Here is a 16,297-nt window from a genome sequence, read left to right as displayed (position 1 = left end):
GGCGGAGGCGAGCAAACTCGCCGTGATCATGCACGCGATGTGGTGCGACGGCACGGCGTATTGCGGCGATCAGGCGGTCAGCACCGCCGACGCTGCCGCGCATGCCAAGCGCAAGGATCGCAGGTTGCTGGGCGAGCTGGCATGAACTATAGCAACAGCCCGGCAGCAACGAACAGGCGTCGCGGACGACGCGCGAAGTGATGGAGCTCCGCTGTCAGCGGATGAGGACCGGTGCAGATCCAAGACGACGGAACGCACGCTATCTTGCCTGCGAGGCGATGTCCGAAGGGACGGTGCGATCGCGCAAAATTGCCTGTGACGTGGCTCCGTCAGACCGATGGAAAATTGCGCCGCGACGGCTATGCTGCTGCCATCGTGCAGCCGCGCCACGCCGCCGCCGAGCGCGGAAAGCTGCACGGCGCACCTGGGGCTCCTCGCTGTCAACGAGCTGCAGATCAGGCTGCGCTGCAGACGTGTTTTGACGATGAAGATGGAAAGCACCGATGGCGAAAGCGACGAAGACGATCGTGGCAGAGAGGCAGAACACCCGGCCGATTAAAGCGGCAAGATAAAAGCGGCTCGCCGGTTGAACGGCAAGCCATTGACATGGCTTGCGTTCAACCGTGCCGGTCGGTCGTGGGCGTGCCGCTATTGAGATTTTTGCCAGCAAAATCAAAGATCATTTCGGCACTAATCGTTCTGTAGCGAACTCCGGCGAAAGACTCGGCTCGTTCGGCGCCAAGCGCAGCATTCGCTGATCTGTCTGCGCCGGCAAATGAAGTTCTGTGGTTACCGTCGTGCCTTAGAGTCTGCGCTGACGCACTTCGCCCGGGCTTGGGGGGAGGCCCGTCTTATTGCCCCGATACCTGGGATCGCGCGTCAGGCGGTGTCGCCGCTGCCGCCTTCGGCCTGCGGTGAGGTCGCACCGACCTTCGATCTTTGTCGCTCCGGCCAGAAGCCGGGTGCCTGATACCAGAATTTTTCGGAGAGGGCGGATGATGGAATGCCACGGTGGAGTGTTCGAATTGGAACATCCATCATCGTCGAATTCTCGAGGGGCGTTCTTCAGCAGGCGACGGGCGTCATCATCGCGGCCCTTTGTGCAGGGATAGATGCCGACTCCGCCGATCGACGAGGCCTCGATGGAAGCACCGCGGCGGACCACGCGCAGCAGTAAGCCGGACAGATCTCGCTGGTCAGCGGGAGCCGCAGCCGGAACAGCCTGGCCGGGGCAGGGAGTGGTAAGCAAGCGGACCATCCGCCGTGTCCCGGCTGGGGGGCATCGTTGCCACAGAACCCAGCACTGCGATGGTTCGGGTCTCCAAGACGAAGATCCAGGCGAAGCGTCGAAAATGTCCGCGTTCGTGTGAGGTTGCCAACATATCGTTGTTGCAACTTTGGATTATGGTATCATTTCTCTAGAATGGCCTGCCAGGCTGGGGGGACCCATGGGTTTCGAAACGATCTCCGGCACCAATCTCCAATATGGATTGATCAGCTTTGATGCTGACGGCAAGGAGGTCTCCGAACCGGGCGGCCTCATGAGCCAGCGGTTGATCGACAAGGCGCACGCAGACAACGTCACCAACGTCTTCTTCTTCTGTCATGGCTGGAAGGGCGACGTGCCTGCCGCCAAGGAGCAGTATGCTCTTTGGATCAAGGCGTTCGTCGAGTCAGCGGACAGCGCAAAAGCGCCGTCCAGCTTTCCGAACTTCCGCCCGCTTTACATCGGTCTGCATTGGCCAAGCCTGCCGTTCGGCGATGAGGAGGTCGGTGCGGCCTCTTTTGCTGGCGGCGACGTCCCCGTGCTGGGCGCCGGGGCGTTGCTGCAGACCTATCTCGACCGGCTGGGCGACCGCCCGGAGATCCGCGCGCCTCTCGAGATCATCATCGACGAAGCGCGGCGCAACTCGGCTCCCGATGAGCTACCAGACCACGTCAGGAAGGCCTATCTCGATCTGAACGATGCGCTCGGCCTGAAGAGCGAGGGCGTGGATGCGCCGCCGGATGCCGACCGCCAAGGCTTCGATCCGGACAGTTCGTTCGAGGCCGGCAATGAGCAGCCGGCTTCATTCGGCGGTGGAATCACCAATCTTGGCGGCTTGCTGGGGCCGCTGCGTCAGCTCTCCTATTGGACCATGAAGAAGCGGGCGCGCACGATCGGTGAAGGCGGCATGCACGCGTTCCTGAAGACCCTGCAGACCGCCACGGCCAGCAACAACACCAAGATCCATCTGATGGGCCACAGCTTCGGCACCATCGTGGTCTCGGGGATGCTCGGCGGCCCCGATGCCCGTGGCACGCTGTCGCGGCCGGTCGATTCGGTGGCGCTGGTGCAGGGTGCGGTGTCGCTGTGGTGTTACGCAGGAGCGATTCCCTTTGACGACGCGGGGCAGGGCTATTTCAGCCGGATCCTGGCGGACCACAAGGTGCGCGGGCCGATAGTCACCACGCAATCGAAGCACGATTCGGCCGTGGGCGTGCTCTACCCGCTGGCGTCGCGCATCAAGGGCTCGGTAGATTTCGCCGAGGCATTTCCAAAGTTTGGCGCGATCGGTGCCTTCGGTCTGCAAGGCATTCCGAACGGCTCGCGCAGCGAGTTGAAAATGCTGGCGGCGTCCGGCGAGTACAAGTTCGAACCCGGCAGGATCTACAACGTCGACGGCTCGCAATTCATCGCGCATGGGGATGGCGTGAGCGGGGCGCACAGCGACATCGCCGGGCCAGAGGTTGCGCACCTGATCTGGGCTGCGGCTTTGGCATCGGGCAGTTGAGCCGGATCGAGAGGTCGGTCATGGATCAGGCTGACGACGACGCACCCATCCCGTTCGGCATCAGCGCCGATACGGGCTTGCCGCTGAACGGATTGACGGACGAGGCCATCCGCGATCTGCTGGGGCGAACAGCCGAGCCGACGCCTGAATCGCTGGCGCTGTCGAGCCGTGTCGACTCTGCTAACATCTCCTTTGCGACCGAAGGCGGCGTCGACCCGAGCGACCTGGCGCAAGCCGGCTGGGGCGTCATCTACGGCCCCAATGTGAGCCAGGCGATCAAGGATGCCCTGGCGCCCCTGATCGAGCATCGCAAGGCACAAGCGAGGCCGTTCAAGATCTTCGACGGTCCCGACGGCTACCGTTCCGGCGACACCGCGAATGACTGGCTCAGGCGGCGCGGCGTGAAGATGGATGTGGTCGACCCGGAAAAAGGGGTGCCGTTCTATCTCCTGCTGGTCGGCCCCCCCGATGAGCTGCCGTTCGAGTTTCAGTATTCGCTCGACATCTATTGGGCCGCAGGACGCCTGTGGTTCGAGACCGCGGACGAGTTTCGCCGTTATGCCGAGAGCGTCATCAGCTACGAGACGTCGGCGAGCGTCCCGACATCGCGTCGTGGCACCATTTTCGCGACCGAACATGACTTTGACGACGCCACTCAATTGTTCATGCGCCAGGTGGCGAAGCCGCTGGCCGAGGGGGAAAATGGTAACTCCACTGTCTGGAAGCGGCAGAAATTCGGCCTCCAGACGCTGCTCGGCGAGCAGGCGACCAAGGCCGCGTTCATTGAGCTGCTGCGCGGCCAGGCGCAGCCAACGCCCGCCCTGCTGGTCAGCGGATCACATGGCATGCAGTTCTCCCTCGGTGACGCACGCCAGGCCTCCGCTCAAGGCGCCATCGTGTGCCAGGACTGGGTTCGCTCCGCGCCCATGAAGGCGGACGACTGGCTGGCGGGCGCTGACGTTCCGGACAACGCCAGATTTCACGGGATGATGCATTTCCTGTTTGCCTGCCACGGCGGCGGCTGCACCGCGTTCGATGATTTCGACCGGCTCAACAAGGCGCCGAAGCGGATCGCGGACAAGCCGTTCCTGGCGCGCCTGCCGCAGCGTCTGCTAGCGCATCCCAATGGCGGCGCGCTCGCCGTGCTGGCCCATGTCGAGCGGGCCTGGGCCTATTCGTTCCAGGGCCAGCGCGGCGGCTCCCAAATCCAGGGTTTCCGTGACGTCATCGGCCGGCTATTGAGCGGCCAGCGCATCGGTCAGGCCACCGACATGTTCAACCTGCGCTGGGCCGCAATCGCAACCGAGCTCAGCGATATGCAGGCCGATGCGGCGAAAGGCATCGACGTCCCCTTGCGCAGGCTTGGGAATCTCTGGGTGTCGCGCGACGATGCCCGAAATTTCGTCGTGCTCGGCGATCCGGCCGTGCGGCTGCGTGTGGAGGACATGCCGCCGGCGTGACGTGTGGGACGGCATCTGGCGTCGCCGGCGGCCTCGGCCATGCGGGCGACGTGCACCCTCACGGCGGAGCCTGGGGAACGGTCGCAAGAAAATCCACCAGATCGCGGCCGCTCCGGCGGTCGGCATCTGAGCGCGTCGCGACGTCCGTATCGATCACAGCTCGTTCTTCAACCGGCTCGCCACGGTCGCTCCGGTATCGTTGAGCATGCCTCTTGCCGAGCTGTTCGACGATCAGGTCATAGGCTTTCGGATCCTGATCGGCTTGCGGGTTTTCGTGCAGCCACTGAGCGCCCGCGAACAGCCTGCGTGGATCGACATGATGGACGAGGTCTGTCGTCGAACCGAGCGCCGCGGCTTCTCCGATCAGTCGGTCGGCATAGGGATCAGCCGTGTAGCTGATGATGTCGGTCAGCGCCAGGTTCCGGTAGGGGCCCTTGTAGATCGCGCGGACCACCTTGGCGACATCGCCCGCGAAATCTGCCACCGTGGCGTTCGTCCCATAGACATCTTCCCACGTCTTGCGCAGGCGCACGGCATCGCTCGAATGGCCGGTTTGCGTGAGGGCATTTAGCATCAGCTCGATCCGCAACGCGCGTGCAGGGTATTTGCCGCTGCTGCGCGTTTCCTGCTGCACGGACGCGACCGATGTCGTCAGCAGATCCATCATCGCGCCGACAAACGACGGCCCCATGCACAGGCAGCCATACAGGTCGGCGAAAGCCTCCGACGCCCAACCGATCCAGAGCTCCATATGGTCGAGCCCCGCATTGGACAAGGCGGTCGCGATGTCAGGGGTCAGAGCGAAATCGAACTCGACGACGTGGCCGACTTCGTGGGCGATGACGAGCGCGCCGGGCAGATGAACCGTGTGATACCAGGGCACGCCGATCAACGGGATCGGAAGGCGCTTCAGCACCTCGAGAAACGCATCATCGCGCAACGCGCCCGCCGCACCCGGTCCGGCGCGAACTTCGTTTTGAAAACTCGAGTCGCGCGGCACCATGAAGGGACTCCAGGTCGCCGAGAAGTACACCAGCGGCGGACCCTTGCGGCCGCGATCGAACCGCTGCACGGCGGGGCCGTAGCATTCCCACGCCAGGTCATCGCATGCGGCGAGCACGCCGCGGAACATTCCGTCCTCTCGCAGCACGAGCTTGGTGCGGAAGACCTCCCAGATCGAATGAGCCGCCAGAATGCGGTTTTCCAGTGAGACCGCCCGGTCGAGCACGGCGCTCTGAGGAGGCAGGTCGCCGAGATCCTTGCGGACCGATGCAGTCAGCTCGTTCAGAACGGTCTCCAGCCGTCGCACCTGAGAATAGTGACGGCGCAGCCCGAGTCCCTCGTCGTCGGTGAGCCGCTTCCAGTGCTCGAATTCCTTGTCGAGGCTCTTCATCTTGGCCTCGATCTCCGCACGTCGCCGCTGGTTCAGCCCGGCACTCATGCCAAGTACAGCCGGTCGTTTGCATCATTGGTCCAAAGCGCCGCCGCGTGGCGTGGCAGAACGTGACCGAGATCGCCCGGCGGCTCGGCGCGCAGGCGAGTGATCGGCGCGCGCACGCAGTCAGACAACAACGCGTCGACGATGGTCATCGACAGCTCCAGCTTTTCGTCAGGTCGCGCCAGTCCGCAGGCCAGAACGCCCCGCGTGTCAGCCAATTCAAACAGTTCGGCTGCAAAGAGATTTCGCAGCAGCAGCATCCGGGCGGCTTCGACGTCATTATGCGGATGAGTGACGTCGAGCACAATGAAAGGGGGGTGCGGCAGGCTTCCGAGCATCTTGCTCAGAAACTGCGCGGTGATCAGGTCGGCTCGACCGTAGCTCGGTTCGATTCCAAATGATTGCGCACGGTGGCTCGTGCTTGCGAAGTCGAGATAGACTCCGGCGGATCCCTCTCGCACGGCCGCAACCACGTGCAGGAGCTCCGGCGATTGTCTCCAGTTGATTGCCTTGAACAACAATTCAACATCGCTCACTTCGGTCTCGAGCGGCGCAGTGCCCCTGCTCAGGTACACGTCGGCGAGACCGAAGCCGCTCGCGCTCTCGATCCGCACGTCATCTTCGCTCCCGGCCGGCACCAGCATTTGAATCGAACCAGGACGTCGACGATCGGCGGCCGCGTGGGGAGGATGTTGCAGGCCCAGCATTTGTCGGCATCGCGTCCCAGCTCCCCCGAGCTCCCATGGCAATGCAGCGATGTCTCGCGTCAGCGTGATCGGCGCGCCCTCCGCCCTCTTGTTGTGCAGGACGCCGCGGAGCTCGTTCGCAAACTTCGACCAGTCGGCGCACAATAAATCAATGACAAGCTCGTGTGATCCGACAGCGTGACTGAGAGGTGACGGCAAGTCCAGCAGAGAGATCGTGATTGGCTCCGCCGGATCTTCGGTCGCCCGCGCCGTCCGATGGCCGTGAAGGCGCTCCGTCTCGTGCGAAGACGGCCAAGCCGATCGATCCCGCACGGGGTGTCCAAGCATTTGATACAGCTCCGCAGCCTCGCGCTGGAGGAGCGGACCATCGTCCGGTGTCGCAAGCTCAGCCAGGAGGTCTGCGCGGCGGGCCTGCCAGATGTTGGGAAGCTCAGGTGGCGGCGAAGAGGCACCGAGCATGGTCCTGGCGGCAGCGGCGTCGCCCGCGCGAACAGCTTCGTCGGCCGCCTCGTACAAGAAGGCATGAAACAGGTAAGTCTTCGCGAGCTCCGTCGATCGCGCGCGCTCAAGCAGGGCTCTGAAGCGGGTCTCGGTCTGGCCAAGCCTCTTGCGGGCATGGTTCAAATACCAAGCCGTCAAGACCTGCCCTTCGCTCGCATCCTTGAAATCGGTGGTGACTTCCTTGAGCCATCCGGTGCTGGCGCGGTCGAGCTCCTTCGACGCGTCGTCGAGCCTGCCGAAGACGCGATAAAGGTCGGCGCGGCGGATCATCAATTCAATGCGGCTGGTCAATCCGGAGCCGGGTCGCGCGAACTGTCCGATCAGGCGGTTCACAAAATCCTGCGGGACATTCAGCGTTCCGTGGGCCTCCTTGATCCACTCCAAAGCTTCAGCGGTGCGGCTGATTGGCTGGATCTGGGCTATCGTTTCACGCACGTCCTCCAGAAACTCCGCTGAGGCCTCCCGCAATTGGAAGGACAAGGCGAAGATCAATACCCGCGCGTGAATGTGTGGCGGAATGCCCGGACGTTCGATCAGCTCCGACAGGATTTGACGCGCCTGATCTTGCCGGCCGGTTCGGCACAGCACAAAGGCGAATAGCAGCTGCAATTCGGTTCGGATCTCGACGTCCGTGCTCCCCCGCAGCGAGAGTGCCGACGTGATCTGCATTTCGGCACGCCGATAATCCTGCATCTCGCGGGCCGTCATGGTTGCGGACAGCAGCGCACACCGCGCCGGTCCCGATGGGATGATCGCGAGATCGTAGTTCGTTGCGGCAGAGTCCCAATCGTCGGACGCGGCACGGAATTCCAGAAGCAGGGCCCGCGCCTCGGCTCGCTGGTCGAGGAGGCGGGCGCGCTCGTTCGGCGTGGAGACGGTGGCCAGACCTTGCTCGGAGGCGCGCAAGGCCCGGAACGGCTCGCGCTCCATGAGGGCAAGCCGCTCGTCGAGAACCTGCGGCGAGGTCGGGAAGGGCAGCATGGCGGCGGGCAGCTTGCGCATCTCGGCCAAGCGCTTCCTGGCGGTCGATATGTCGCCAACGCCGATCGCATACCACGCCTCATGATCGAGGACGAGAGCGCGGGCGCGTGGGTCTCCAGCGCTCCGCGCCGCCGAGCTCATCGCTTCGATGACGGCGGCGTGAGCGCCGAGGAACATGTAGTACGAAGCCAGCGCGAGAAAGAGATCGGTCGCAGTGACGCCGACCAGTCCTGCCTCCGGCAGCAGTCGCAACGCTTCGCGAAAGTGGGTCGGCGTGCTGGGAGTCGGATACCGCAACAGGAGGCCGGCAAGCTGGAATTCCAGTACGAATCGATGGCGGCTATCTTTCGCCTCCGGGATCGCAGCCTGCAGGAACGCCGCCGCCTTCTCGGCCGAATTCGATTGCCAGGCTTCGTACACCTGATCGAGATAGACCGGAATGATGCCCTCGAGGTCCGGCTGCAGGCCGACGATCTCTCTGGCGATCTCGACATGGTGGTTGAACCTGTTGCGGTTGGCAGGCTCCGCGAACTTCAATCCGGCTGCCTGCATCAACAGTTCGGCAGTCTCGCAGTGCGCGGAAACTAGGAGTTCCGCCGAGGAGATACCCGGGTGAGGGGTGCGTTCGCCCTCGGCATATTCGCGACCGAGAATCTCGGCGGCAACGGGAACGGCAACCGCGGGGCCGAACCTGTCAATGACCTCCCGCAGATATCCGATCCAACACGGCTTTGCTTTGACGCCATCGGTCTGAAAGCGGTGGAAGAGCGCATCCTTGAAATAACGCACGGCGGCGTTTGCCTGAGGCTCCGCGCGTGCCTTCTGTTCGAAGAACGCTGCGGCACGAGTCTGTAATTCGGCGAACACCGGCTGCTCGCGCAATAGCATGCGTGTCGGGTTGATCACCTCGGGATGAAAGTGCAGCTCGGATTGACCTTCCACCTGGACGGTCGTCAACCATCCCTTTTCCCGCGCGTAGCCGGCAAGTTGATCCCATAGACCCGTCAGGCCGTCCTGCTCCAGCGTCTTGAGCGCTTCGAGATCTGCCGTCCAGACATCGATCTTGCCGTCGAGCGGGTCCTCGAAGCCTTCGAGGCCCTTGGCCGGGTCATCGGAGGGCTGGCCACGCAGGGCCCGGAGAAGCGGTGGCAGCAGCACGGATTCCGCGAAATCCAGCGTCAGGTGACGCGCGATGACACCGTAACGGACGATCCAGCGGATCGGCTGTGAATCAATTCGGCGAATGATGCGTTCGATGAGATAGGCGATATCGACGCGAGGCAAACGCCGGATCTCGTCGGCTGAGAGGTTGCGGTTGAGCGCAAGCTCCGCGAACATTGCCAGCTTGAATGGATTGCGCCCGCTCAGATGATCGGCCGCCGTCAGAGTAGTGCCTGGCCCGTCGTCCTTCTCTTCCGCTCGTTCGACGATCGCATCCCGCACGGAAGAGTCCCGAACGCGGCGTTTCTCGCGAAGATATATCTCAGCCTCCTCCCGACTAAAGCGGGGCAAATCATAACCAAGAAACTCTTCGCCGCGCAGCGCCTCGCTTCGTTCGGCGATATCGTAACGGCCGGAAAGCACCAGCGTCAGGCTCGGGAAACTCTCGTGAACGGCGCGCAGCGCGCCGATGCACGCCTCAAGCCATTTGGCGTCCGACAAGGTGGCCCCTTCGAGCGTATCCAGCATGACGACGACGGGACGGCCGATACTGGCCCCTCTGAGCTGACGTTGGATCTCCTTAGTCACGTCGGGGTTCCAGCCCGGAATCCGCTCTTCGCGTTCCAGTCGTTCGAGAAGCGGTGTGAGGGCATCACCACCGGGCTGCTGCACCAGTTGTGCGATGATGCGTCTGAAGAGGCGCGTTGGATGGGTCTGAACCTCTTCCAGCTTGAAATCATCGAAATCGACCTTTGCGCAGGGAATTCGCTCCAGAACGAGGTGGCGGGCGGTCAGCCATCGCAGGAACATGGTCTTGCCTGTTCCGCCGGTGGCATGGAGGTGAAAGATCCACACGTCCCCGCCCAGCTTTCGATCGAAGACCGACTTGAAGCTTTCGAGCAATTCTGGCCGCTCGAAGTAGGAGCCGGTCTTGTAATAGTCGCCGGCGAACAGGAGACGCGCGGCATTGTAAGACCGCAACTCCCGCCATTCCCGTGAGACACGCTCGCCGCGCCACCTTTCCTGAAGCCGGAGCATCTCGAGCAAGGCGTTGCATTGCGTCATGTCGAAAGCGTCGTCGGCACGGGCGAACCATTTCCGAAACAGCGGTATGACATGTTCTGGTCTCGTCGACGCGGCAAGATGATACACTGCGGCGAGCTGCGCCTCCGCTCCCTCCCTCGCAGCAAAATGATGACCGATGTTCGTATTGCGCCGTCTCCAGCCGCGCGGTTCGGCCTGCCACTCCGCGAGCAGCCGCGTCCGCTCACCATCCTCGATCGACCAGCGATCAGGCCGAAGCTGGCGTACATCGGGATGAGCGATGAACGCGTCGAACGAAGGAGCGTCTTCGACGTCTCTGCAGAGCGAATTGTAGAGCGGTTGATCGAACCAGCGAACGAGCGCGCATTGCCTGGTTGTTTCGACTGTACCCGCCGGTTGCGCCGGCCGCATCGCCCGCAACGCCTCGCTTAGCGACGCATCTGCCGAAAGCCCGCTCAGCGTACGCAGCAGATCGTCGAGCTTCGCCGCGTTCATCGCATTCGTCCCACAGCGCTCAGATAACTCGAATCGATAACCTCAAACATCTTCCCTACGCTGGCGAGCCGCGCCAGTCCCCTGGGCGGCGGGTTCTGATCGTTGCGAAGTTGGAATACGTTCCGAGCGATCTGCGTCACCGTTGTTGCATCCTGAAACCACAGCATCTCGGCGGCGAGCTCTGCGAGCTCGCCGTCCGTGACGTTGACCTGCACTCTGTATTCGGCCACACGATCGGCATATCTCGGTGGCAACGGTGCCAGCTTGAACGTCGTGGCCTGTGTATGTGTCGCCACGATTGCAACCTTGATCAGGCTGGACGGCATTTCGGCGATCGGCATGAACACGTGTCGGATGAGCTGCTCGAATTCGTCGACCGGCATCAGCCGCTCTCCTTGCGCTCCTTCGATCTGATCGAATACCAACACGAGCGGTCGGTCCGCCGCCACCCTTCGCAGGGCCTCCAGGAAGAAAGGGGCGATTTCCTCCTCCGGTCGCTTGTCGCTTCGTGCGGTCCACGTCAGGTGTTCGTCAGGTATCTCGGTTTCGGCATGCTCCGCCTCGACCCATTCGCCGAGGGCACCGGTCCGAACCAAATGGTTCAAGTGCCAGTTGAACCGCTTGAAGGCAGGCGCGGGAAGTCCGGCGTGCAAATAATGGGTCCTGATGTCGCCCTTGTCGGCGTCGCCGTCGCGAATCTGCCTGAGTATGGAGAGGAACGATTTGGGCGCGCCATTATCTATCTTGAGATAGCGCACCCGCGCACCGCCGATGGCCCAATTCTCCATGCTCCACTTGAGCAAGTGGGACTTGCCACACTTCGGCTCGCCCAGCACGAGCAGGACGTTTTGCGGCTTCTCCGCCGCCGTGCAGGGATAGGCCCAATGCGTGAATATCCGCCGCGACTCGCGGCAGTTGGCGAACAGCCGGGCCTCCTCGAACTCGGCGCATTTCTCGTAAGTCTCGTCCGATGGTAGCGTCTGCGGTGCAAACAGCTTGCTGTTCCGTTCGCGTGTCGTCATTGCCGGCAGAGCCCAAGCAATGTCCTGTGGAGCACCGGGAATTGCTGCGCGTGCGCTGTTGACGGCGTCTTCCAAATCCGCCCCCGATGCCAACTCTTTATACAGGGCGGAGGCAAAACTTCCGGCGAGATCACCATTCACGTCCGCCTGCATGCCGAGCACCGCCCTGGCGCCGGCGGTCAAGAAGCTTCGGTGCGTGCTCCAGCCGCTGTGCTCGGTCGAGCTGCGACACGCGTTGAGGAAGACGAAGCTGGGAGTCCAGTTCGCTTTTGGCAAATCATTGTCGATGGCATCGCTCGTCCAGCTCCAGCCGCCGCCCTCGCTCTCGACGCGCAGGCCGTACTGGCTGGCTCCTGCGACCTTCCTGGCGTGTCCGGCGAAGTGGAAGACATGCGGTTGGAAGCGTCTGATCCAGCCCAGCATTTCGACACGTGTCGGACGCCGCATGCAGTGAACGTCGATGGTCCGTCCGAACGGGTGGAATATCCTTTCGATGGCATCGATCTCTCGGCCGATGCCGAGCGTGACTTCCTCGTCCGCCCTGCAGCCGATCACGATCAGGATGCGGAACGGCCAGCTCGAGGGCCGGCTGACCGCCGGAGGCAGCGCGCCGTTCTCGTGCGGGGTCAGTCTGAAAAGACCCCGGACCAACGCAGGTCTGATGCGAGGCGGCCTCGCGGGACACGCCATCTCCCAAGGCAAGCGATCCAACGCCTCGACCGGGGTCTCGACATACAGCATAGGATTGCCCAATGCTGCCCACCGCTGGCGCACCGCGCCCGCCGGCAAGAGCCAGTCATACAGCGTATTGGCGATGCCCTCGAAGTCGGAATGACTGCGCCGGTCCGGAGTTACGCCCGACACCTGGGTTACGATATCGGTGGCCGGCGGCGTTGCGATCTCATCAAGGTTGGCGGTCCAGTGTCCCGAGGTCAGGTCGAGACGCCTGAGCATCCCGGACGTCTGTCGACCATCCTCCTCGATCAGTTGGACGTCGAAATCGCTGTCCTTCGCTTCGGCTTGCGGTTTGATCCGGATCGTTACGAAGACCATTGGAAATCTGGACTCCTCTTTCCGTGGCGACGATTCCGCCGTGAACGGCACGAGCGCTGCCGCACCTCTCAGAGTTGCGTATCACAGCCTCTATTCGCCGTCCTCGAAGACCGACGAGAACGCGACCCGGGAGAAGCCCTCCGGCGTCGCCTCATTGTCCTTCGCGACGCGGGGACGCGCGCGTGTCGGGTGCGCGGTCGCCAGAACGTTCCAGTCGTAATCATAGACCTGGGCGAGATAGGCTGCGATCTCTGGATCAGCAAAGATCAGGCTGGCGTCCCGGTTGGTTTTGACGCCTTCGTTCGACCAGTTGTGGCTGCCGAACACGACCGTCTTGCCATCGATGATGATCGTCTTGTTGTGGCAGGCCGGCTGGAAGCGGAACACATCCTTTGGGAAGCCGAGGGCGACCAGCACGTCGAGGCTCTCCTGCTTCATCATGTCACGGCAGATGATGCGGACGTCGAGACCCTTGTCGATCTTGTCCTTGAGCGCCCCGATGAGAAGCTTGAACTCCGGAAAGTCGTCTGCCGTGCCGCGGAAGTTGATATACTGGTTCTGGAACCAGACACTCTCCTTCGCTGATTTGATCAGCTTGATAACGTTTTCCGCATAATTGTCGGGCGTCAGGAGCGGCTGCACGCTGACCTCGCGGTCCAGCCGCAGCGGCTTGAACAGCTTCGGCGGCGCGGCAAATTCTACAGGCGCTTCTTCTTGCTCTTCCGGTACGAACAGGTCGGGTGCCGAGAAGCTCACGGCCTGGCCGGCCTGCGCCGCCGACAGCTCGAAGTCCCGTTTGATATAGAATTCGAAGATCTGTGCCAGCGTCTCGTTCTCGATGATGGCGTGGTAGTCGCGATTGTATTTTCGCTGGAATTGTGGAGGTAGCTCGTCAGGATGAGCGACGAACGGATGCACGTCGGGCTGGTTCGACGATTGCCAGTTGCCGCTCGAAAGCCAGAAGGCGGTGCTGTCACGCACGGCGACTTTGATATGATAGGCGGACGCGAAAAGCCCGTCCGGATTTTGCTTCGACACCAGCGTGGCCCAGGTCTGCTCGAAGCGCTTCTTCATCTTCTCCTCGAGGGGCGGAATCACATCGTTCTCCTCGTCGAGATCTTTGGCCTTCACGCCGCTTTTCGCAGGCTTTTCCGGCACCGGATGAAGAATAAGTTCGAACTTGCGCCCGGCAGGGGTGACCGCAGCCTCGATCGCCTCGAAAATGTGTGGCGCGGTGAACTGGTACATCGCGACCGTCAGCGTGGACGTCGTTTCGCCGATGAACGTCTCCAATTCGCTCCAGCCGGCCTCGGGGCTGACGCAGATCGTCAGCGCCATCTTTTCCTTCACGAGCGGCAGGTTCGGCGGGTTCGGCTCCTCATAGGCTCCTGTCTTCGGTGGCAGGAAGGCCAGCGGCTCGTCGCCTCCAAGCATCTTCTCGAACGCCGACGCCATCGATCCGCCCGGTGTGCTGAACGCAACCGGCTGCTTGTCGTCGGCGGCCAACTGCTCCTCGACGGTGGCGTCGATCACCGTGAACGGCACTGCAAACTTGGCCGCCAGCACGTCGGCCTGCACCGGCGCGGTGCCGGGCGTGACCGAGACAACGATGGCCGGCACGGGCGCCCCGGCCGCCGTGTAGTTGTAGCCCGGCCGGGTCGCCACGACGTCCTTGGTTGCGCCCAAGTGCTGACGCGCGGGGACGATCGCCCTCATGATCGGTTCGAATGAAACCTTCACGTCTTCCGAGAGCGTCGGGATGGCGGGCTGGTCCATGGTCTGCTCCTGATCTTGAACGCCGGATCTTGAGAAGTCGGATCTTGAAAAGCTCGGTCAGACGATCGAAGTCGATATTGCACCGTTGGCGTGACCGACGCTTGACGGTCAGCTCAGCAGATCGTTGCGGATCCGGACGGCCGGATCGCCCAACACGACGTAGTTCTGCGCGTCGTTGCGCTCGAGCCATCGTGCCACGAGATCGCGGTCGCTGAGGCGCGAGGCGTTTGCCGCCGTCGGCGACGTCGCGTTCAGTAGCAGGACCGATAGTGTCGAGTACCGCGAGCCGAATTGGCTACAGGTCGCATGTCCGACGCGTCCACCGGTCAGGATCGTCCCGATGCTGTTACGGAAGGGCGAGATCTGTGGATCCGATACCTTGGGCGACTGGATCGAATAGCCCCAGGCGCGATCGATATGCCCAATCACAGCCAGCGCGCTTCCGTTGGGATGTGCGAGCAGGCGCCGCGGCAGGGCGGCTACAAAGGGTTGCGGCGCGAGTGGCGGCGACTTGCCGGCCTGCGACAGGTCCATCAGGAATTGATCGGCATCGGGCGTGCCGGCGCCGAAGCAGGCAAACAGTAGCGCCACCACGCCGTTCACATTGGCATCATTCGCGATGTCGCTCGCTGCCAGGAAATGGTCTGCCTTCACACTGCCGAACCCTGGCCAGTCCTGACAAAGCAGTGCGCCCTGGGTGCTGGTCTGGTCGGGGCGGCCCGACCGAACCGCCATGCCATGCGATGCCGTGAACAGCATCGCAGGCGGCTTCGGGCCATGCAGCGCTTCGAGCAGACTTGCCTTTGTCGCATCATCGCCGAGCCGCAGCTTGCGGCCATAGCCTAGCTTCTCGTGAACGGCCTGTTTGAGCGCACCAGTCGCGCCGGCCATGCCGTTGGCGAGCGGCTCGACCAACTGGGAGGCACTCATCTCGGTGGCGGGGTCGCCGAGATGTCGCGTGCCCCAATAGCTGATCTCCTTGCCATTGGGAACCGACGCCGCGCCCTCGTAGGCAACCATCGAGCGGGCGTATCTCTCGTATTCGGCGGGCGTGTCGAACGCCAGCCGGCCGACCGCATAGTCGATGCCGAGCAGATATTGGAATTCGAACGGAATCAGGTCGGGTGGCCCGACCAGGAGCAGATAATAAGGCACGATCGCAGGGTCGATATTGGCCGGGGATGTCGCGTGGCGGATGTACCAGTCGCGCGTCTGCTCGCCCTTCTTATAGTCGAGCATCTTGAACAGGCCGCCGGCCTGGGTCCGGCGAAGCGCAATCAGCGGCTCCAACGCGTCGCGCACCGGCTGCGGCGTCTTCTCGTGAAAGATGATTCCCCAGCCCGACTCTTCCAGCTTGTCGGGACTCATGTCGAACGGCAGCGCAAATGAGCGCGCATGGTCATCGCGCATCCTGCTGAAGGTATCGATGCCGGGATGCACGAGAACCTGCTTGGCCATGTCGTCGATCGAACGCGGCGCAAAGGCGTAGGTGCCAGTCTCGAAGTCGATGCCGTTGACATAGATCAGGTTGGGATCGGCGGTTTTGGCGGCGGGCTGATCCTGGACGGTCATGTTTGCAGCTCCAGAAAAAGCAGGTGCTGAAGACGATGGGACGCTCTTGAGAATGACGAGCCCGGCGGGGGGCGCCGTCTGTGCGGACGTATCGTCGGGTGAGGGCGCATTCGAGATCGCAATCAGCTTGTCGCTGGCGCGGCCGTAATGCTGGTACGCTCCCCAACTCGGCGACTCCTGCTTGCGGGCGAAGGCCATCGCGCGGGCCTTCCTCAGGGCCTCGCCGATCGTGGCAGGGGGCGCCTGGCCAATGAGGCTGCCGCCGCCGTCTGGACGGTCCAACCCGAGCACCCGGGCATAGAACCACCGGGCG

At 62.9% G+C, this 16,297-nt stretch carries 9 protein-coding genes and 1 pseudogene; 5 read left to right on the top strand and 5 right to left on the bottom strand.

Translation table 11 applies throughout. The features are described 5' to 3' along the window. From BRAO375_RS39060 to BRAO375_RS26480, 5 genes and pseudogenes are all read left to right on the top strand, one after another. Window positions 1-145: pseudogene (locus BRAO375_RS39060) on the top strand (IS110 family transposase); the annotation flags it as partial. 216 nt (window positions 146-361) lie between these two features. Then, entirely contained in the window at window positions 362-559 is a 198-nt protein-coding gene (locus BRAO375_RS26490; protein WP_035642355.1) for a hypothetical protein, read from the top strand. Between the two features lie 52 nt (window positions 560-611). Continuing rightward, entirely contained in the window at window positions 612-758 is a 147-nt protein-coding gene (locus BRAO375_RS38210) for a hypothetical protein (protein ID WP_175345368.1), read from the top strand. A 795-nt stretch (window positions 759-1,553) separates the two neighbouring features. After that, complete coding sequence (locus BRAO375_RS26485) at window positions 1,554-2,774, top strand: hypothetical protein (RefSeq protein ID WP_244423308.1); 1,221 nt, start codon at window positions 1,554-1,556, stop codon at window positions 2,772-2,774. Further along, window positions 2,771-4,234: a hypothetical protein gene (locus BRAO375_RS26480; RefSeq protein ID WP_244423306.1), complete on the top strand. Its 1,464-nt coding sequence runs from the start codon at window positions 2,771-2,773 to the stop codon at window positions 4,232-4,234. Before BRAO375_RS26485 ends, BRAO375_RS26480 begins: the two co-directional genes overlap by 4 nt. 58 nt (window positions 4,235-4,292) lie before the next feature. Here BRAO375_RS26480 and BRAO375_RS26475 read toward each other — a convergent pair whose 3' ends face one another. The 5 genes from BRAO375_RS26475 to BRAO375_RS26455 all read right to left on the bottom strand — a co-directional run. Then, the gene (locus tag BRAO375_RS26475) at window positions 4,293-5,627 is read right to left on the bottom strand and encodes a hypothetical protein (protein ID WP_244423304.1); all 1,335 of its coding nucleotides are present in this window, start codon (window positions 5,625-5,627) and stop codon (window positions 4,293-4,295) included. A gap of 44 nt (window positions 5,628-5,671) precedes the next feature. Beyond that, entirely contained in the window at window positions 5,672-10,561 is a 4,890-nt protein-coding gene (locus BRAO375_RS26470; protein WP_009030509.1) for an ATP-binding protein, read from the bottom strand. Continuing rightward, complete coding sequence (locus BRAO375_RS26465; protein ID WP_009030508.1) at window positions 10,558-12,636, bottom strand: CHAT domain-containing protein; 2,079 nt, start codon at window positions 12,634-12,636, stop codon at window positions 10,558-10,560. Before BRAO375_RS26465 ends, BRAO375_RS26470 begins: the two co-directional genes overlap by 4 nt. Window positions 12,637-12,726: 90 nt before the next feature. Next, on the bottom strand, window positions 12,727-14,412 hold the full coding sequence (locus BRAO375_RS26460; protein ID WP_009030507.1) for a phospholipase D-like domain-containing protein: 1,686 nt from the start codon (window positions 14,410-14,412) through the stop codon (window positions 12,727-12,729). Between the two features lie 108 nt (window positions 14,413-14,520). After that, window positions 14,521-16,297: C25 family cysteine peptidase (locus BRAO375_RS26455; protein WP_210161277.1), on the bottom strand; the 1,777-nt coding region annotated here is incomplete at its 5' end.

Origin of the sequence: Bradyrhizobium sp. ORS 375 (assembly GCF_000239775.1) — a bacterium.
GTDB lineage: Bacteria > Pseudomonadota > Alphaproteobacteria > Rhizobiales > Xanthobacteraceae > Bradyrhizobium.
This window is presented reverse-complemented; position numbering and strand designations above follow the sequence as displayed.